Source organism: Pseudomonas putida, assembly GCF_028682475.1.
Classification (GTDB): domain Bacteria; phylum Pseudomonadota; class Gammaproteobacteria; order Pseudomonadales; family Pseudomonadaceae; genus Aquipseudomonas; species Aquipseudomonas putida_AG.
This window is the reverse complement of the sequence record NZ_JANHLE010000008.1, coordinates 129904-147446: the sequence shown is the minus strand read 5'-3', so window position 1 is coordinate 147446 and position 17543 is coordinate 129904. Positions and strand designations below refer to the sequence as shown.

General features: G+C 61.3%; 16 protein-coding genes. 11 read left to right on the top strand and 5 right to left on the bottom strand.

The window, feature by feature from the left end; genetic code table 11:
• Nucleotides 1-316 precede the first annotated feature (316 nt).
• Both dksA and NPS47_RS09565 read left to right on the top strand, forming a co-directional pair.
• Nucleotides 317-721 carry an RNA polymerase-binding protein DksA gene (gene dksA, locus NPS47_RS09570; protein ID WP_274294805.1) on the top strand — a complete coding sequence of 135 codons (405 nt, stop codon included), beginning with the start codon at nucleotides 317-319 and terminating at the stop codon, nucleotides 719-721.
• A gap of 20 nt (nucleotides 722-741) precedes the next feature.
• Nucleotides 742-1377, top strand: a complete 636-nt coding sequence (locus tag NPS47_RS09565; protein WP_274294748.1) for a DUF1826 domain-containing protein — start codon at nucleotides 742-744, stop codon at nucleotides 1375-1377.
• Between the two features lie 41 nt (nucleotides 1378-1418).
• Here the strand turns inward: NPS47_RS09565 and NPS47_RS09560 are convergent, their stop codons facing one another.
• Nucleotides 1419-2321, bottom strand: coding sequence for a bile acid:sodium symporter family protein (locus NPS47_RS09560; RefSeq protein ID WP_425313489.1), 903 nt, complete (start codon nucleotides 2319-2321; stop codon nucleotides 1419-1421).
• Between the two features lie 135 nt (nucleotides 2322-2456).
• On the opposite strand from NPS47_RS09560, the gene NPS47_RS09555 reads away from it, so the two are divergent.
• Complete coding sequence (locus NPS47_RS09555; RefSeq protein WP_274294746.1) at nucleotides 2457-3335, top strand: Dyp-type peroxidase; 879 nt, start codon at nucleotides 2457-2459, stop codon at nucleotides 3333-3335.
• Nucleotides 3336-3568: 233 nt separating this feature from the next.
• On the top strand, nucleotides 3569-5410 hold the full coding sequence (locus tag NPS47_RS09550; protein ID WP_425313491.1) for a potassium transporter Kup: 1842 nt from the start codon (nucleotides 3569-3571) through the stop codon (nucleotides 5408-5410).
• 111 nt (nucleotides 5411-5521) lie between these two features.
• Here the strand turns inward: NPS47_RS09550 and NPS47_RS09545 are convergent, their stop codons facing one another.
• From NPS47_RS09545 to NPS47_RS09535, 3 genes are all read right to left on the bottom strand, one after another.
• Nucleotides 5522-6790, bottom strand: a complete 1269-nt coding sequence (locus NPS47_RS09545) for an MFS transporter (RefSeq protein ID WP_274294744.1) — start codon at nucleotides 6788-6790, stop codon at nucleotides 5522-5524.
• A 34-nt stretch (nucleotides 6791-6824) separates the two neighbouring features.
• The gene (locus NPS47_RS09540) at nucleotides 6825-7886 is read right to left on the bottom strand and encodes a sugar phosphate isomerase/epimerase family protein (protein ID WP_274294743.1); all 1062 of its coding nucleotides are present in this window, start codon (nucleotides 7884-7886) and stop codon (nucleotides 6825-6827) included.
• Nucleotides 7887-7998: 112 nt separating this feature from the next.
• Nucleotides 7999-9498: a PLP-dependent aminotransferase family protein gene (locus NPS47_RS09535; protein WP_274294742.1), complete on the bottom strand. Its 1500-nt coding sequence runs from the start codon at nucleotides 9496-9498 to the stop codon at nucleotides 7999-8001.
• A 195-nt stretch (nucleotides 9499-9693) separates the two neighbouring features.
• Between NPS47_RS09535 and NPS47_RS09530 the strand changes: the two genes are divergently transcribed.
• The 7 genes from NPS47_RS09530 (at nucleotide 9694) to NPS47_RS09500 (ending at nucleotide 16055) form a co-directional block, all read left to right on the top strand.
• Entirely contained in the window at nucleotides 9694-10674 is a 981-nt protein-coding gene (locus NPS47_RS09530) for a quinone oxidoreductase family protein (protein ID WP_274294741.1), read from the top strand.
• Nucleotides 10675-10687: 13 nt separating this feature from the next.
• Nucleotides 10688-11536, top strand: coding sequence for a TauD/TfdA dioxygenase family protein (locus NPS47_RS09525; protein WP_274294740.1), 849 nt, complete (start codon nucleotides 10688-10690; stop codon nucleotides 11534-11536).
• Nucleotides 11537-11594: 58 nt separating this feature from the next.
• Nucleotides 11595-12647, top strand: coding sequence for a 3-keto-5-aminohexanoate cleavage protein (locus NPS47_RS09520; protein WP_274294739.1), 1053 nt, complete (start codon nucleotides 11595-11597; stop codon nucleotides 12645-12647).
• A 108-nt stretch (nucleotides 12648-12755) separates the two neighbouring features.
• Nucleotides 12756-14075, top strand: coding sequence for an MFS transporter (locus NPS47_RS09515; RefSeq protein ID WP_274294738.1), 1320 nt, complete (start codon nucleotides 12756-12758; stop codon nucleotides 14073-14075).
• Nucleotides 14072-14725, top strand: a complete 654-nt coding sequence (locus NPS47_RS09510; protein ID WP_274294737.1) for a DsbA family oxidoreductase — start codon at nucleotides 14072-14074, stop codon at nucleotides 14723-14725. Before NPS47_RS09515 ends, NPS47_RS09510 begins: the two co-directional genes overlap by 4 nt.
• Complete coding sequence (locus NPS47_RS09505) at nucleotides 14722-15048, top strand: Rieske (2Fe-2S) protein (RefSeq protein WP_274294736.1); 327 nt, start codon at nucleotides 14722-14724, stop codon at nucleotides 15046-15048. Before NPS47_RS09510 ends, NPS47_RS09505 begins: the two co-directional genes overlap by 4 nt.
• Nucleotides 15045-16055 (top strand): YeiH family protein, encoded by a 1011-nt coding sequence (locus NPS47_RS09500; RefSeq protein WP_274294735.1) that lies wholly within the window; start codon nucleotides 15045-15047, stop codon nucleotides 16053-16055. Before NPS47_RS09505 ends, NPS47_RS09500 begins: the two co-directional genes overlap by 4 nt.
• 59 nt (nucleotides 16056-16114) lie before the next feature.
• Here the strand turns inward: NPS47_RS09500 and NPS47_RS09495 are convergent, their stop codons facing one another.
• Nucleotides 16115-16417 (bottom strand): DUF6124 family protein, encoded by a 303-nt coding sequence (locus tag NPS47_RS09495; protein ID WP_274294734.1) that lies wholly within the window; start codon nucleotides 16415-16417, stop codon nucleotides 16115-16117.
• Between the last annotated feature and the right edge of the window lie 1126 nt (nucleotides 16418-17543).

The following is a 17543-nucleotide window of genomic DNA, read 5'->3' as shown; positions in this document are numbered from 1 at the left end:
CCAGGCCGGTTGAAGTCGAAGCGTTTATCGACAAGGCAGCGTGTTCATTGGCGCGTTACCCCCTCAATGTGAAGAACGGGAATACAGCAAGCTTTGTATTTTTCAGACAGTTCCTAAAGACCGCACAGGGAGGCCCGGTTAAGTTTTACCCGCTCGCCCGGCTCAAGGGTTCTTTACCGACGCATGGATTGCCGGGCCTTTGCGTCGGGCGAGCACCGTCAAGGACAGTAAGCTGAACTCTGTAGATATCCGATTCAGAAATGCTATGTTATAACATCTACACTTGTCAGTCAGGCACCTCACCATGTCCCCAGTAATCACCGAAGCCGAGCTCCTTGCTCAGCCCGCGAATGACTATATGAATGCCACACAGCAGCAGTTTTTCCGCGCCTTGCTGCTGCGTCAGCGTATCGAGTTGCAAGCCCGGATCGCCGAAGCCTTCGAAGCCCTGCGCGAGCCCGATACCAGCAGCGACCCCGCCGATATCGGCAGCGCCGAAGCGCAGCGCCAGTGGCAACTGCGTCTGCTGGAGCGGGAAAAAAAATTGCTCGACAAGATGGATTATGCGCTCGAGCGCCTGGCCTGTGGCGAATATGGCTGGTGCCGGGAAAGCGGTGAACCGATCGGCTTGAAGCGCCTGCTGCTCAGGCCCACCGCAAGCCTGAGCATCGAAGCCAAAGAACGCCAGGAACAACGCGAAAAACACCTGCGCCACGCCTGAAGCTGACGGAGCCCGAAACCATGAACGACCGTCAGCCGTTACGGCAGGTAAGCAGCGAGCAGATCAAGGTGCTCTGTGAGGTGCTGCGCGATGAGGTGAATCTGGCCGTCTGGCAGCGCCAGTTACCGGCGCAAATCAGTGACTTTGCCACGGCCTTGCTGGCCCAGGGCGAGCCGCTGGGGCAATCCATCGTGCTTGAGCTGGCCAGCCCGGAGCGTACGCCGAACTTGAATGGCCTGGTCGAGGGCTATAGTGATTTACCCGGGCAGGGGGCCTTTGTGCAGGATCTGACCTGGCTGGTCAGTGCCTTTGCCTGTCTGTTCGACAGCAAACGTATCGGCCTGCGTCTGCGCATTCTAGACAAGGCTATGTGCCCGCGCTTTCATGTTGACCATGTGCCGGTCAGGCTGATCACCAGTTACGCCGGGGTAGGCAGTGAGTGGTTGCGTGAAGGGGTGATGGCACGTCATCGCCTGGGCGACCCGGAAGCCGAGCCCGGCGATGCGGGGTTGATAGAACGCTGCGAGGCTGGTCATGTACTGCTGGCAAAAGGCGAGAAGTGGATCGGCAATGAGGGAGGAGGGCTGATTCACCGCTCGCCGCAACCGCCAATCGGCGAAAGGCGGTTGTTGGTGACGCTCGACTGGTTAGGCTGACTGAGCCTGAGGGGGCGGCATGCCCCCATCGGGATCAATGTTCATCGTGCATCGCGGGGCAAGCCCGCTCCTACCGGGGCGGTGTCGTGGCCGCGGCTCACCCACCAGCCGAAGCCGGCTGCGGTGAAGAACATGATCAAACTGTAAATAGCCGCTGGAATCGCCATGGTCGAGTTGTTCAGCAAGCTCGGAGCCAGGGCCAGGGCGATGGCCAGGGTGCCGTTGTGGATGCCGATCTCCATGCCGATGGCTATCGCCTGGCGCTTGGGGATCTGCAGCAGGCGTGGCAGCCAGTAACCGATGCCCAGGCTCAGCAGATTGAACAGCAGGGCCGCGCCGCCTACCACCGGGGCGTAGTCCACAACGGTCTGCCAGTCCTTGACCATCGCCAGGACAATCGTGAACACCAGAAACAACGCGGCAACGATCTTCATCGGCCGTTCCATGCGCGCGGCAAACCCCGGTGCCAGGCGGCGGATCAGCATGCCGATGGCCACCGGCACCAGAACAATGGCGAACACCTGCAGCACCTTGGTGAACTGCAGGGGAATGGCCTGGTCGGCGGTCATGAAGTAGGCCAGTGACAGGTTTACCAGCAGCGGCATGGTCAGGATCGCAATCAGCGAGTTGACCGCAGTCAGGGTCACGTTCAAGGCCACATCACCATGGGCCAGGTGGCTGAACAGGTTGGCCGTGGTGCCGCCGGGAGAGGCCGCCAGCAGCATCAGACCTACTGCCAACGCGGGAGCCAGGCCGAAACCTTTGGCGATCAGAAAGCAGATAAAAGGCAGGAGCAGTATCTGGCAGGCCAGGCCGATCAGTACCGGTTTGGGGAATTTCACCACCCGGGCGAAGTCAGCCAGGGTCAGGGTCAGGCCCAATCCCAGCATGATGAAGCCCAGGGCAATCGGCAGAAAAGCACTGAGCAGTGGCGATGCAGTCATGTCGGAGGCTCGCAAAAAGGGATGAACGGCAGTGTAGGCGAGGATTCTGAGCCGTGTAGTGCGGTCCCCGCTGATCCTTGTGGACCCAGGCGCCAGGCAGTAGCATTCACGCTTTACCTAAGGATCCGATCACCAATGCAATTCCAGCCAGGCGTTCTCGCCGCCCCGATTCCAGCACAAGCCCGTCACCTGTTCTTCACCTTGCACACACCAGCCGCGCTGCCAGGTGTGCTTGACGTATTGCAACAGCAGGTCGATGGCAGCCGCGTGGTGGCCGGGTTCGGTGCGCCCCTGGTGCACGCGCTGGGTCGTAGCATCGAGGGCCTGCGTTCGTTTCCACAGCTCACTGCAGCGGTAGACAACCCGTGCACCCAGCACGACCTGTGGCTGTGGTTGCGCGGCGAAGACCGTGGTGACCTGTGGTTGCTCAGCCAGGCCCTGGAAAAACTGCTGGCACCGGCCTTTACCCTGGTTGAGGCCACCGATGCCTTCCGCCACAAAACCGGCTTCGACCTGACTGGTTATGAAGACGGCACGGAAAACCCGGTGGAAGACGCAGCGGTCGACGCCGCTATTCTGGCCACCGATGTACCTGGCCTGAGCGGTTCGAGCTTTGCCGCGTTCCAGCTGTGGCGCCACGATCTGGACTGCTTCAAGGCGTTGCCGCAGGCTGAGCAGGACGACATCATCGGCCGGCGCAAGGCTGACAACGAAGAACTCGATGACGCGCCGGAGTCGGCTCACGTCAAACGCACGGCCCAGGAGAGCTACGATCCCGAGGCGTTTATTGTTCGTCGCTCCATGCCATGGGCGGATGAGCGCGGTGCGGGCCTGGCGTTTCTGGCTTTCGGTCACTCGTTCGATGCCTTCGAAGTGCAGCTGCGGCGCATGAGCGGGCTGGAAGACGGCGTGGTAGACGCTTTGTACCGCTTCAGCCGGCCGCTTACCGGGGGGTACTACTGGTGCCCACCGCTGAGTGCTCAAGGGCTTGACCTGAGCGCCTTGCTGGGCTGATAGATCGCGGGGCAAGCCCGCTCCCACCCGCGTTGTGCTGATCCGGTGGGAGCGGGCTTGCCCCGCGATACTGCTTAATTGTAAGAAAAAATTACGGACTCTTTACGAAGCCTCGTAACGCATAAAGGGATACTGGCAGCGTTTTCAGGCCCTACGTTCCGAGACGTCCTATCGTGAGCCAAGTCTTATCCTCAGCAACACCCCATTCCCCCGTAAAAACCTCGTCACTTAGCCTGCTCATCGCCGCCGTCGGCGTGGTCTATGGCGACATCGGCACCAGCCCGCTGTACACCCTCAAGGAAGTCTTCGCCGGCCATTATGGCGTGCAGGCCAACCATGACGGCGTGCTCGGTATTCTGTCGCTGGTGTTCTGGTCGTTGATCTGGGTGGTGACGATCAAGTACGTGCTGTTCGTGCTGCGTGCCGACAACCAGGGCGAGGGCGGCATCATGGCCCTGACGGCGCTGGCGCGGCGAGCGGCGGCACCTTATCCGCGGCTGAGTCGGGTGCTGGTATTGCTCGGTCTGTTTGGTGCGGCGCTGTTCTACGGCGACAGCATGATTACCCCGGCGATCTCGGTGCTGTCGGCAGTGGAGGGCCTTCAGCTGGCGTTTGATGGCATCGGCCATTGGGTGGTGCCGATCGCTGTCGTGGTGCTGGTGGCCCTGTTCCTGATCCAGAAACACGGTACCGCACGCATCGGCATCCTGTTCGGACCGGTCATGGTCCTGTGGTTCAGCGTGCTCGGAGCGCTGGGTGTGTATGGCATTGTCCAGCGCCCGGAAGTGCTATTGGCGCTCAACCCGGCCTGGGCGGTGCAGTTCTTCGTGGTGCATCCGGGTATCGGCGTGGCGATTCTGGGCGCCGTGGTCCTGGCCCTGACCGGTGCCGAGGCACTGTATGCCGACATGGGCCACTTTGGCCGCAAACCGATTGCCCGCGCCTGGATCCTGTTGGTGCTGCCCGGCCTGGTGCTCAACTACTTCGGCCAGGGCGCGCTGATCCTCGGCAATCCCGAAGCCGTGCGTAACCCGTTCTACCTGCTGGCGCCAAACTGGGCCTTGCTGCCGATGGTCGGGCTGGCGACGCTGGCGACCATCATTGCCTCCCAAGCGGTGATTTCCGGGGCCTTCTCGCTGACCCGCCAGGCCATTCAGCTCGGCTATGTGCCGCGCATGTTCATCCAGCACACCTCCAGCCAGGAACAAGGACAGATCTACATCGGCACGGTGAACTGGGCATTGATGGTCGGCGTGGTGCTGCTGGTGATCGGCTTCGAATCTTCCGGTGCTCTGGCGGCGGCCTATGGTGTGGCCGTCACCGGTACCATGTTGATCACCACCTTGCTCTCGGCGGCGGTGGTGCTGCTGTTGTGGAAAACCCCACGCTGGCTGGCGGTGCCGCTGCTGCTCGGTTTTCTGCTGGTTGACAGCCTGTACTTTGCCGCCAACGCGCCGAAGATCTTCCAGGGCGGGGCGTTCCCGGTGATCGCCGGTATCGCGCTGTTTATCCTCATGACCACCTGGAAACGCGGGCGCAAGATCATCGTTGAGCGCCTGGATGAGTCGGCCTTGCCGCTGCCGTTGTTCATCAGCAGCATTGCCGCGCAACCGCCGCACCGGGTGCAGGGCACGGCGGTGTTCCTCACGGCTCGTGCCGACGCCGTACCGCATGCGTTGCTGCACAACCTGTTGCACAACCAGGTGCTGCATGAGCGGGTGGTGCTATTGACTGTGGTGTCCCAGGATCGTCCGCGGGTGCCGGTGTCCGAGCGCTTTGAAGTGCAGGACTTTGGTGATGGTTTTTATCGGGTGAATCTCAACTTCGGCTTTATCGAAGAGCCCGATGTGCCGGCCGCATTGCAGCTGTGCCATGTACCGGCGCTTGACTTCAGCCCGATGGCCACGACCTATTTCCTCAGCCGCGAGACGGTGATCCCGACCAAACGTATCGGCATGGCGCGTTGGCGTGAGGGGCTGTTTGCGTTCTTGCTGAAGAATGCCAACAGCAACCTGAAGTACTTCAACCTGCCGCTCAACCGGGTGATTGAGCTGGGGACACAGGTGGAGATGTGATGGGAAGCGCTTGATGTGGGAGCCGGCCTTGCCGGCGATGGTATCGGCGCGGTGTCAGCTGATCCGCGTCGTCTGCATCGCTGGCAAGGCCAGCTCCCACAGGGTGGTTGCTTACACCGCCGTTTGCGCCTCCACCCCGGCAACCTGGGCATTGTTGCGCACCAACCGGTGCATCTGGCTGGCAACCACAAAGCCGATCACCGCCAGCCCCATCATCGCCATGAACACATAGTTGTAACCCTGCTGCCCTGGGAAGTGGTCAAGAATCGCGCCGTAACCGACATAGGCAAACATGCCCGGTGCATAGCCGATCAGGCAACCGATACCGAAGGCTGAGCCGGTAATGTGCGGGGCGATGCCCACTTCGCCCATCGGTGCCCAGAACACGCCGCGCATCGAGAACACGATAAAGGCGAAGGACAGCGTCGCGGCCATGCCGGCATAGATGTAGCCCGGGCTCTTGGGCACCATGAGGATGATCACCATCAACGGCAGCAACGCCAGGAACGCCCATTTCAGGTAACGGCTGGGGCTCTTGAACTGCTTGTCGGCAATGAAGCCACCGGCCGGGCCGCCAAGAATCTTCAGCATGTACTGGTTGATGATGCCGTAGGCGCCGACCAGGGCAACCGGCAAGCCATAGACTTCCTTGAGGTAAGGGATGAAGTAGGTCAGGCCGCAGTAAACGATGTACACCATGAACACGTTGAAGCTGACCAGCCAGATCGCCGGGACCTTGATCGCTTCCATCAGGTTGGACAACGGGTTTTTCTTCGCGCCGACGACCGGTGCGCTGTGGTTGCCCTTGAGCAGGAACCAGGTCAGCACACCCGCCGCGATGTCGATCATCGAATAGAAGATGATCGCGGCTTTCAGACCCGCCTCGGCGGCGCCCATGGCGATGAAAACACCCAGCGCCGAGAACGCCACCAGGGTGTCGACCACCCCACGACCGCCTTCAAGCAAGCCGAACAGGCGCCCCTGTTCCTTGTCGTTGCCCAGCCCGCGAATGGCCTTGAGCAGCGCCGGCCAGTAGATGCAGTCGGCACACACCGCCAGCAGGCAAAAAACGACCATCAAGCTGCTGAACGGCGGGAAGGTCGCCAGGTACAGGCCCAGCGCGCCGGTGCTGAGCAGGCCGAGAGGGATCAGCTTGCGGGTATCGAAGCGGTCGGCCAGCAGGCCGCCGACCACGAACAGGCCGGTGGCGATGATGGCGTTGGCGCTGAGCAGCAGACCGATCTCAGTATGGGACAGGCCCATGAATGTCTGCATCGGTACATAAAACGCGTCCTTGAGGTTGGCCAGCTTGTAGATGGTGCCGCCACCGAGGATCAGAATCAGGAATTTGAACCATTTGGCCTTGTCTTGCGCAGTCATTGTTATTCTCCAGGCGTAGTGGGGGTTGGCGGCATCAGGCGCTGGTGGCCAGGCTCAGCTCGGCCAGGGTGCGCAATTCAGCAAACAGGCCTTTGATGTAGCTGACCTGGTTGTTCGCCCAGCGCTGTTCGCCGGCCAGCATCTGCTCAAGGGTGAAGCCTTCGGGCAGCGGTGTTTCGCTCATCTCGCGGTAGGCGATGAAGGGGTCGGCAGGCTCGTTGGATTGCCGGAACGCCGGGGCGACGTAGTGGTTTTCCTGCTCAAGGATGAAGGCGATAACCTGCGGTTGCTGTTCGCCGAGCATCAGTAGCTCGTAGACCATACGCGGGCTGGGCAGGTCGTCTTCGGCGCTGCCCTGGAGCACACCGTAATGGCCAAAGCCCTGTGCTTCGGGGACCACCCGCACGCCTTTGAGGTGTACCTGGCGAATGTGCGGTGCAAGGTTGCTCAGGGCTTCCAGCGGTTGCTCACAGGCATTGATCATGTTGCCGAAGTCGAACAGCGCATGCAGGCGCGGATGATCGGCCTGCTTGAGCAACCGGGCGATTTCATCGCTCTTGAGCTCTTCGTGCTGCTCGAAATCGAAGTACAGGTCGTGGGCGTCAGCTTGCTGGGCGAGGTAATGCAGGTCGCCGGCGATGGTGTCCATGACCTGCGACAGCGCGCCTTCGTAGCGCGAGTACACGCGGATGTTGCGGGTGCCGATGGCGTTGGCCACGGCGATCACCGCATCAACGTCGGGCTTGAGCGTGCTGCTGATTTCCAGGTGTACATCAAGTTCGAGCTGCCGGGCCTTGTCGGCGAAGGCGCGCAATTGCCCGGCATTCATCTGCGACAGGCTGTTGTGCTCGCCGTCGAGCATGTGCAGGCTCAAGCCCTTGAGCTCATGACGGTAGGCAAAGTCGAGCAGGTCGAAAGGCGTCAGACGCCCGTGGGTGAGGTTGGTCAGTAACGGATAGGCATGGGCAAACAAACGAACCTGATCAAGGCGCTCGATCAGGCGTGTGGCCAGTTGTCGGGTCAACAGCACCGGCGCTGCAGCGCCTTTAGTCTTGTTATCGAGCAACCGGGTGAAGCGTTCTTGGATAGCATTCATTCGAGTCGTTCCTGGTGCGGGCACCGGTTTTACCGGCGCATCCTTTATCGCGCCACTGGGGAACTCTCGATAGATCCATTACGAAGCAAACATTAAGACCACTGGCCACTGTCTACACAGGCTGCCCCATGGCCGTGAGCGCCTGAACCAGCGCCTCGACTTTGGCCTCGGCCTGTTCTTGCGCCGTGCCGGCAAAGCCGATCAACAGGGCAGGGGGCAGGTAGCGCTGCAGGCAGTAGTCACTCAAGGCGTAGGTGTGGACGCCGTGCTGGGCCAATTGGCGGGCGATGTCCTGGTCGTCCAGGTGCTGTGGCAGCCAGGCGATCAGGTGCATGCCGGCTTCTACCGCAGCGACGCTGAAGAAGTGCCCGAGCCTGCGCTGCAGGACTTCCAGCAGACACAGCTGGCGGGCCTGATAAAGCGCACGCATGCGCCGGATATGACCGATGAAATGACCTTCAGTCATGAAATCGGCGGTGACCGCCTGCAGGAGCGTCGACGGGCTGCGGTCCATCACCGCGCGAATGGTGCAGAACGGCTCGACCAGGGCCTGCGGCAGAATCACATAGCCCAGGCGCAGCGACGGGAACAGTACCTTGCTGAAGGTGCCGACGTAGATCACCCGATCGCTCTGGTCCATGGCATACAGCGCCGGCAATTGCCGACCGCTGTAGCGCAGTTCGCTGTCGCAATCGTCTTCGATAACCCAGCGCTGGTTGCTGGCAGCCCACTCGATCAGCTCAATGCGGCGGCTGTGGCTGAGGGTCACGCCCAGCGGGTGCTGACGCGAGGGGGTAGTGAACACCAGGCGGGCGTCGGGGCTGTCGGCGATGCCTTGCTGTACATCGATGCCCTGGTCGTCGATCCGTACCGGCACGATCTGGCAGCCGTGGGCCTGGAAGGCGATGCGTGCAGCGATATGCCCGGGATCTTCCATCCACACCGGGTCTTCCGGGTTGAGCAGCAGCATGGCCAGCAGGTTGAAGGCTTGCTGGGCGCCGGAGACGATCACCACCTGCGCGGCGCTGCAGTCGATGCCGCGGGCATCGAACACATAGTCGGCAATGGCCTGACGCAGATCCTCCAGGCCCTGCAACTCGCCATAGCCGAGCATCGCCTTGCTCGGTTTTTGCACATGACGGCTGATCAGTCGCTTCCACACATGCTGGGGAAAGGCCTCGAATGCGCCGTGGCTGGGCAGAAAGGAGGTGGGCGTATCGGGGCTGCAGTGCGAGTAGGACACTCCGCGAAAATGATGACTGCGCATCGACAGCATCGACTGGCTGAGGTTGGACAGTCGCGGCGCCGCAGGGGGCGGTGGTGTGTTGCTCTGGTCCGCACGCTCCCACTCGTCACCGACGTAGGTCCCGGCACCGGTGCGCGACACCAGAAAACCCTCGGCGATCAGCTGATCGAAAGCATTGAGCAGGGTAATGCGCGAGAGACTCAGCTCCTGGCTCAAGGTGCGCGTCGACGGCAGGCGTACGCCGCCTTGCAGGCGCCCGGTAAGGATCTGTTTGCGGATCTGCAGGTAAAGCTGGCGATAAAGCGGGGTGGCACTGTCGCGGTCCAGCTCAATACCTGACAACAGCAAACCGGAGGCGGACTTCATTGGGTGCTCGTTGGCAAGGTGAAAAAGGCCAGGTAATCGTACGAGAAACCCTTGCGCCCGGCCAGTGGCGCACGCCGTGTCATCAAATGAAAACACCTTGTCGTCTGATGAGAAGCACCCTCACCCCGTAGCGCATAGAGTCCAATCAACAAAAACAGACGCAACGCGTCCGAATGGATGATTGGAGTGACAAGCATGGCCAAAGTCGTACGCTTCTATGAAACCGGTGGTCCCGAAGTATTGCGCTATGAAGACGCCGAGGTCGGCGAGCCCGGTCCAGGGCAAGTTCGCCTGCGCCAGGTGGCGGTTGGCCTGAACTACGCCGACACCTATTTCCGTAACGGCACTTATCCGATCCCGATGCCCAACGGCATGGGCGTGGAAGCGGCGGGGGTCGTGGAAGCGGTGGGTGAGGGCGTGACCAACGTGGTGGTCGGCGACCGCGTGACCTACACCGGTTTTCTCAACACCCTCGGCGCGTATTGCACCGACCGTCTGATCCCGGCTGCGGCGCTGATCAAGCTGCCAGAGACCATCGCCTTTGAAACTGCAGCGGCGATGACCATGCGTGGCCTGACCTCGGCCTACCTGATGCGCCGTCTGTACGACTTCAAAGCCGGTGACACGATCCTGCTGCACGCCGCCGCCGGTGGTGTGGGCCTGATCGTTTCGCAGTGGGCGAAGCTGCTCGGCATCAACGTGATCGGCACCGTGTCCACTGAGGCCAAGGCCGAAGTGGCCAAGGCGCATGGTTGCACGCACACCATCAACTACAGCCACGAAGATGTGGCCAAGCGCGTGCGCGAGCTGACCGATGGCGTGGGCGTCAACGTGGTGTTCGACAGCGTTGGCAAAAGCACCTTCATGGCCTCGCTCGACTCGCTCAAGCGCCGTGGCCTGATGGTCTGCGTCGGTACTGCCTCCGGCACCATCCCGCCGTTCGATCCACAGATCCTGGCGATGAAAGGTTCGCTGCACCTGACCCGTCCGGCACTGGCCGACTACATCGCTGACCCTGCGGAGAAGGCTGACCTTGCCGGTGAGCTGTTCGACCACGTCAGCAGCGGCCGCATCAAGATTGAAATCAACCAGCACTACGCCTTGCAAGATGCGGTTCAGGCGCACCGTGACCTGGAAGCACGCAAAACCACCGGTTCGTCGATCTTCGTCATCTGAAGAGGGCTGTAGCATGCACATCGAACAACTGACTTGCGCCATTGGCGCTGAGGTGTCCGGGGTCAACCTGGCGGATGCGGTGCACGATGACGATCTGTTCGACCAGCTTCGTGCGCAATTGCTCAAGCACCGGGTGCTGTTCTTGCGTGACCAGAACATCAGCCGTGCCGAGCATGTGGCCTTCGCCCGGCGTTTTGGCGAGCTGGAAGACCACCCGGTAGCCGGCAGCGACCCGGAGCACCCGGGCCTGGTACAGATCTACAAGCGTCCGGACCAGCCTGCCGACCGCTACGAAAATGCCTGGCACACCGATGCCACCTGGCGCGAAGCACCACCCATGGGTTGCGTGCTGCGCTGCGTGGAGTGCCCGCCGGTCGGTGGCGACACCATGTGGGCGAACATGGTGTTGGCCTACCAGAACCTGCCGGATGAAGTGAAACAGAAGATCGAAGGCCTGCGCGCCCGCCATAGCATCGAAGCCAGTTTCGGTGCGGCCATGCCGCTGGAAAAACGCCTGGCGCTCAAAGCCCAGTTCCCCGACGCCGAACACCCGGTGGTGCGCACCCACCCGGAAACCGGCGAGCAGGTGCTGTTCGTCAACGCCTTCACCACCCATTTCAGCAACTACCACACCCCGCAGCGGGTGCGCTTTGGTCAGGACGCCAACCCCGGTGCCGGCGATCTGCTGCGCTACCTGATCAGCCAGGCATACCTGCCCGAATATCAGGTGCGCTGGCGCTGGAAACCCAACAGCATTGCCATCTGGGATAACCGCAGCACCCAGCATTACGCGGTGATGGACTACCCGGCCTGCCATCGCAAGATGGAGCGCGCAGGGATCAAGGGTGACCGGACCTTTTAAGCATTAGCCATTCGCTGCTCAGTGCAGCCAAGACAATAACAAGATAGAGGACCGCAGCATGCAATTCTTCGATGATTCGTTACACCCGGAAAACATGGAAAAGGTGGTGATCACTGTCGCCCCGTATGGCCCGGAATGGATGCCTGAGGATTTTCCCGAAGACATTCCGCTGACCATGGACGAACAGGTCCAGAAAGCCGTCGACTGCTATGAAGCAGGCGCCACCGTGCTCCACCTGCACGTACGTGAACTCGATGGCAAAGGCTCCAAACGCCTGTCCAAGTTCAACGAACTGATTGCTGGCGTACGCGAAGCCGTGCCGGAAATGATCATTCAAGTGGGCGGCTCGATTTCCTTCGCCCCGGAAAGTGACGGCGAAGCGGCCAAATGGCTGTCGGACGACACCCGCCACATGCTCGCTGAGCTGACGCCAAAACCTGATCAGGTCACCGTGGCGATCAACACCACGCAAATGAACATCATGGAGCTGCTGTATCCGGAATACCTGGAAGGCACCTCCCTGGCCCACCCGGCAATTCAGGCTGCCTACAGTGAAATGACCGTGCCAGCCGGCCCTGCCTGGGTCCGCGAGCACCTGCGTCGCCTGCAGGCGAGCGGCATTCAGCCACACTTCCAGCTGACCGGCATGCATGCCCTGGAAACCCTCGAGCGCATCGTGCGCCGCGGCGACTACATGGGCCCGCTGAACCTGACCTGGATCGGCATTGGTGGCGGCTTCGACGGTCCTAATCCGTTCAACTTCTTCAACTTCATTCACCGCGCGCCGGACGGCTGCACCTTGACCGCAGAATCGCTGCTCAAGAACGTGCTGCCGTTCAATACCATGGCACTGGCCATGGGCCTGCACCCACGTTGCGGCAACGAAGACACCATCATCGACCACCAGGGCAAGCGCTTCGGTTCGGTGGATCAGATCAAGCAGACCGTGCGCGTTGCCCATGAACTGGGCCGTGAGATCGCCAACGGTAAAGAAGCCCGTGCCATCTACCGCATCGGCCAGCAGTACAGCAGCATTGAAGAGACACTCAAAGCCAACGGCATGGCGCCTAACCGCCAGCCGGGCCAAAAGGGTGTACCACAGCGCGGCTGACCGGACAGGGTCGGCCTGTGACGGCGGGCCGACCCACCCTAACCAACAGCGCTGTTAGTCAGGCTTTCGATAACAACAAGACTTACGCCAGACAACAGAGGAGGCAGCATGGCCGCCTATATCGCCAGCGCCGCAGATGACGGTGCCGACACTTCACGTGGCATTCCAAGGCGTTATGCCTGGATTGTCTTCGCCTTGACCTTTGGCCTGCTGATTTCCGACTACATGTCGCGCCAGGTGCTCAACGCGGTATTCCCCCTGCTCAAGAGCGAATGGGCTCTGAGTGACAGCCAGCTCGGCCTGCTCAGCGGTATCGTTGCGCTGATGGTCGGGCTGCTGACCTTTCCGCTTTCACTGCTGGCCGACCGCTTTGGCCGGGTCAAAAGCCTGGTGCTGATGGCCGTGCTCTGGAGCCTGGCGACCCTGGGGTGCGCCCTGGCGGAAAACTATCAGCAGATGTTTGTCGCCCGTTTCCTGGTCGGCGTTGGCGAAGCGGCCTATGGCAGCGTCGGCATCGCTGTAGTGGTTGCGGTGTTCCCGCGCGACATGCGCGCGACCCTCGCCGGTGCCTTCATGGCCGGTGGCATGTTCGGCTCGGTGCTGGGCATGGCCCTGGGCGGGGTTATGGCCCAGCATCTGGGCTGGCGCTGGGCCTTTGCCGGCATGGCGCTTTTTGGCCTGATGCTGGCGTTGTTGTATCCACTGCTGGTCAAAGAGGCGAAGATCTCGCCGCCGCGCTCGACGGTACCCTGCAAGGTCAGCCGTCCGTTGCGCACTTTGTACAGCAGCCGCTCGGTGATCGCCGCCTATGTAGCCAGCGGCCTGCAACTGTTCGTCGGTGGCACGGTGATCGTGTGGATGCCCAGCTACCTGAACCGCTATTACGCCATGGGCACCGACCAGGCGGGCGTTGTCGCCGCGATTATCGTGCTGTGCAGCGGTATCGGCACGATTCTCTGCGCGATGCTCTGCGACCGTCTGGGCCGTCAGCGTCCGGACCGCAAAATCAGTCTGGCGATCGCTTATTGCCTGGGCAGCTGCCTGTTGTTGTCGGTGGCCTTTGCGCTGCCCTCAGGCACTGGGCAATTGGTGCTGATCTGCCTGGGCATGATGATTGCCGTCGGTACCAATGGCCCGTCCAGTGCCATGGTCGCCAACCTGACCCACTATTCGGTGCACGGCACCGCGTTCGCCACCCTGACCCTGTGCAACAACCTGTTGGGCCTGGCCACCGGGCCGCTGATTACCGGCCGGGTTTCCGATCTGATCGGCCTGCATGCCGCGTTCCAGTTGGTGCCGCTGATCAGCATCGGCGCGGCGGCGGTGTTTTTTATTGCCAAGCGCCACTACCACAGCGACATGGCTCGCCTGGAGGGGCAGGTGCAACCAGCACCTGATGCAGGGCAGATTCAAGAGGTAAAACCGTGAAGCAAACCTTATCCATCGAAGTGTTCTTCGACTTCATCTGTCCCTGGTGCCTGATTGGCCAGCGTCATCTGCAGCGTGCGCTTGAGCAGTTGCTGGTTGAACAGCCCGACGTCGAAATCGATCTGTGCTGGCGCGGCGTGCAACTGCTGCCGGACATGGCCAGGACCGGTCAACCGTTCGAAGCGTTCTACCGCAAGCGTCTGGGCAGCGAAGAGGCTGTGCGCCAGCGTCAGGCTCAGGTACGTGCGGTAGCGGAAGCGGCGGGGGTCAACATCGATTTCTCGCGTATCAGCCGCATGCCCAACACGGCCGACGCGCACCGCCTCCTGCAACGCGCGGTGGCCCTGGGTGAACCTGAGCGCGTCGAGGCGTTGCTGGCACAGCTGTTTGCGGCTTACTTCCAGGAAGGCAAGGACCTGGGCGATCCGGTCACCTTGCTGCACATTGCCCAGAACTGTGGCTTGAGTCCCGCGCAGGTCGCCGACTGCCTGCGTGGCGATGCCAGCCCGTTCATTGGCGCAGACGACTACCCGCACGAGGGTGTGCCTTGTTTTCGTTTCAACCGCCAGCAGGTGGTGAGCGGCGCGCAACCGGCCCAGGTGCTGCTTGGCGTGATGCGGGAAGCGCTGAATCAGGCGGCAGTGGCATGAGTTACCGCTACTGCGTGCCGCAGGCCAAGGTGCCAGCACGCGACAGCCGTGTGCTGCTGGATTTTGATAACAAGAGCCTGGCGCTGTTCAACGTCGCCGACCAGTTATATGCCATCGACGACAGCTGCCCGCATCAGGGCGCGTCGTTGTGTGGCGGGCGCCTGGATGGGCGAGTGATCCAGTGTTGCGCGCATGGCCTGCGCTTCGATCTGGCCAGTGGTTATCTGCTCAATTCCACCCAGCTCAAGGTAGCCAGTTACCCGGTCGAGCGTCAGGGCGAGCAGGTGTTTATCGTGATCGAATCCGAGGAGTGCGGCCAATGAGCACCATGGCAATTACTGCCGTTAACAACCGGGTGCGAGCGCTTGCGCCAGGTTTTATCGTGAGTCTGATCGCGGCGGCGGCGGCGAGTTTTCTCAGTGAGCATTACGATGCACCGGTGATGTTGTTTGCCCTGTTGCTGGGCCTGGCACTGAATTTTCTCTCGGCTGACGGCAGCTGCAAGGCCGGAATTGAATTCACCGCCCGCACGGTGCTGCGTATCGGCGTGGCGCTGCTGGGCATGCGTATTACCCTGGAGCAGATTGCCAGCCTTGGCTGGAAGCCGGTGGCGCTGGTGGTGATTATTGTCGTGGTGACCATTTCTGTGTCGATGGTGGCGGCCAAGGCCATGGGCTTCAATCGGCTGTTCGGTATGTTGAGCGGTGGCGCGACGGCGATCTGTGGTGCGTCGGCGGCGTTGGCGTTGGCCGCAGCCTTGCCGGCGCACCGGCAGAAGGAGCATGCGACGCTGTTCACGGTGATCGGGGTGTCGGCGCTGTCGACCCTGGCGATGATCCTCTATCCGATGATTGCCGATTGGTTGCAGCTGTCACCGCCGCAAGCCGGGGTGTTTCTCGGCGCCACTATTCATGATGTGGCGCAGGTGGTGGGGGCGGGTTACAGCATGTCCACCGAGACGGGGGACATTGCCACGGTGGTCAAGTTGATGCGGGTGGCGATGTTGCTGCCGGTGATTGTCTGTGCGGCGATGATTACCCGGCGGTCCGGGGATGATACCGGTGGGCAGCGGCCGCCGCTGTTGCCGTGGTTTGCGGTGGGGTTTGTGTTGTTGGCTTGTCTCAATAGTACGGGGTGGGTGCCTACGGTGGTCCAGGGCGGGGTCAATGATCTGTCGCGCTGGTGTCTGGTGGTGGCTATCAGTGCGCTGGGGATGAAGACGCAGCTCAAGGAGCTGGCCAAAGTTGGCTTCAAGCCCATTGCGTTGATGGTCGGGGAGACGGTGTTTCTGGTGTTGCTGGTGTTGGCATTGATGCATTGGGGGTTGTAACGGGGTGGGAGCGCCTATCTTTTGTAGGAGCGGATAAATCCGCTCCTACAGCAGCCTGATCAGTCTGGCATCTGTCGCGCTTCTAGCCCGTCCAGCAACGCATCAAGCAGCGCCATGGCCATCTCCACCGAATGCTGGGTGGACCAGGCCAAGCCTCGTCCTTCCTTGTTGGTATGGCGGACGGACTCGATAACGGTGGTACGGGCGCACTTGAGGTAAAACGAAGCATGCACCAGCGCATCTTCAGCATTGATGCCGGCGCGTACGCTGAACAGGGGTGGATGTTCCGGGCAACTGGGGACGTCGGTCTCGAGCGTTTCAATGAGGTGCAGGCTGGGAGGATCGGGGACGGGCTTTTTCATCATGGTGCTCCTGGTTGATGGAGCCACCACTCCCTCGTCGCCAAACGAGAATGGGTGGTAGCTGTACGCGGGTTGGCGAACCGGATCAACGCAGGAAACCCCGGCAGGGCCTAAGCCCTCCCGCGCACAGCCACCATAAAAGAGGCGCAAGCGTCCAGGACGCCAGCCATCGTTCAGGGGTATGTCTGCATGTATTTGCCGGGTCGCCAAACCCGATCACCGAATATTCAGTGACCGAGCGAGCCTAGTGTGAAGACCTTCCCCGGGCAAGCTACTGAGGCCGACAGATTGCGTAGGATAGGTCCTAGGACCAGACGCTGGCTAGTCAGTGGAATCTGATTTGCCCGGTGGGAGTGGGCTTGTCCCGCGATGAGGCCCTCGGAGTTGTGGGCATATCCATTTGCCAATGCGGCACTGAATCACCTTTCCGCCCTTACGGCGGCTTACTTTGGCAAACGCCGGTGTGCCGGCCCAGCCCAAAGTAAGCAAAGGTCTCGCCCCACCAGGGGCCCTACGCTACGCTTCGGGTCCCTTCGCTCCGGTGCCGCTACGGGGCATTGCGAGCTACGAGTTGCAAGCAACTCTACGCTTCGCAACTTCGGCTACGCCGAAGGCGCTGCGCGCTAGTCCCTCCACGACACCTCCACTCAGCCCTACTGGTTAACGGGGCCGGTGGATCAAAATCAAGATCAAAAGCAGATCAAGATCAAGGGCACAATTCGCTGCGCTCTTGCTTTGGGTAGAGGGCTACGTTTTGTATTGATTCAGCTTTCCTTTTTTAAAGCGTTAGCCACTTCGACTGTCGGCACACCTCGATAAGCAAGAGCGAAGCGAATTGTGCTTTTGATCTTGATCTACTGCCCCGTTAACCAGAAGGGCCGAGCGGAGGCGTTGCGAAGGGGTGAGTGCGTAGCACCTTCGGCGTAGCCGAAGTCGCGAAGCGTAGAGTTGCTTGCAACTCGTAGCTCGCGATACCCCGTAGCGACGCCGCAGCGAGGGGACCCGGAGCGCAGCGGAGGGCCCCTGGTGGGGCAAGCCCTTTGCGTTACTTTGGGGCGTTTGCCAAAGTAACCCGCCGTAAGGGCGGAAAGGTGATTAAGCGCCACCGCCGCCAATGGATATGCCC

Coding starts and splice junctions, on each gene's coding strand:
- NPS47_RS09515 (WP_274294738.1), top strand. CDS start 12,756: ATGGCCGCCTATATCGCCAGCGCCGCAGATGACGGTGCCGACACTTCA.
- NPS47_RS09530 (WP_274294741.1), top strand. CDS start 9,694: ATGGCCAAAGTCGTACGCTTCTATGAAACCGGTGGTCCCGAAGTATTG.
- NPS47_RS09495 (WP_274294734.1), bottom strand. CDS start 16,417: ATGAAAAAGCCCGTCCCCGATCCTCCCAGCCTGCACCTCATTGAAACG.
- NPS47_RS09545 (WP_274294744.1), bottom strand. CDS start 6,790: ATGACTGCGCAAGACAAGGCCAAATGGTTCAAATTCCTGATTCTGATC.
- NPS47_RS09540 (WP_274294743.1), bottom strand. CDS start 7,886: ATGAATGCTATCCAAGAACGCTTCACCCGGTTGCTCGATAACAAGACT.
- NPS47_RS09500 (WP_274294735.1), top strand. CDS start 15,045: ATGAGCACCATGGCAATTACTGCCGTTAACAACCGGGTGCGAGCGCTT.
- NPS47_RS09535 (WP_274294742.1), bottom strand. CDS start 9,498: ATGAAGTCCGCCTCCGGTTTGCTGTTGTCAGGTATTGAGCTGGACCGC.
- NPS47_RS09555 (WP_274294746.1), top strand. CDS start 2,457: ATGCAATTCCAGCCAGGCGTTCTCGCCGCCCCGATTCCAGCACAAGCC.
- NPS47_RS09525 (WP_274294740.1), top strand. CDS start 10,688: ATGCACATCGAACAACTGACTTGCGCCATTGGCGCTGAGGTGTCCGGG.
- NPS47_RS09505 (WP_274294736.1), top strand. CDS start 14,722: ATGAGTTACCGCTACTGCGTGCCGCAGGCCAAGGTGCCAGCACGCGAC.
- NPS47_RS09560 (WP_425313489.1), bottom strand. CDS start 2,321: ATGACTGCATCGCCACTGCTCAGTGCTTTTCTGCCGATTGCCCTGGGC.
- NPS47_RS09520 (WP_274294739.1), top strand. CDS start 11,595: ATGCAATTCTTCGATGATTCGTTACACCCGGAAAACATGGAAAAGGTG.
- NPS47_RS09565 (WP_274294748.1), top strand. CDS start 742: ATGAACGACCGTCAGCCGTTACGGCAGGTAAGCAGCGAGCAGATCAAG.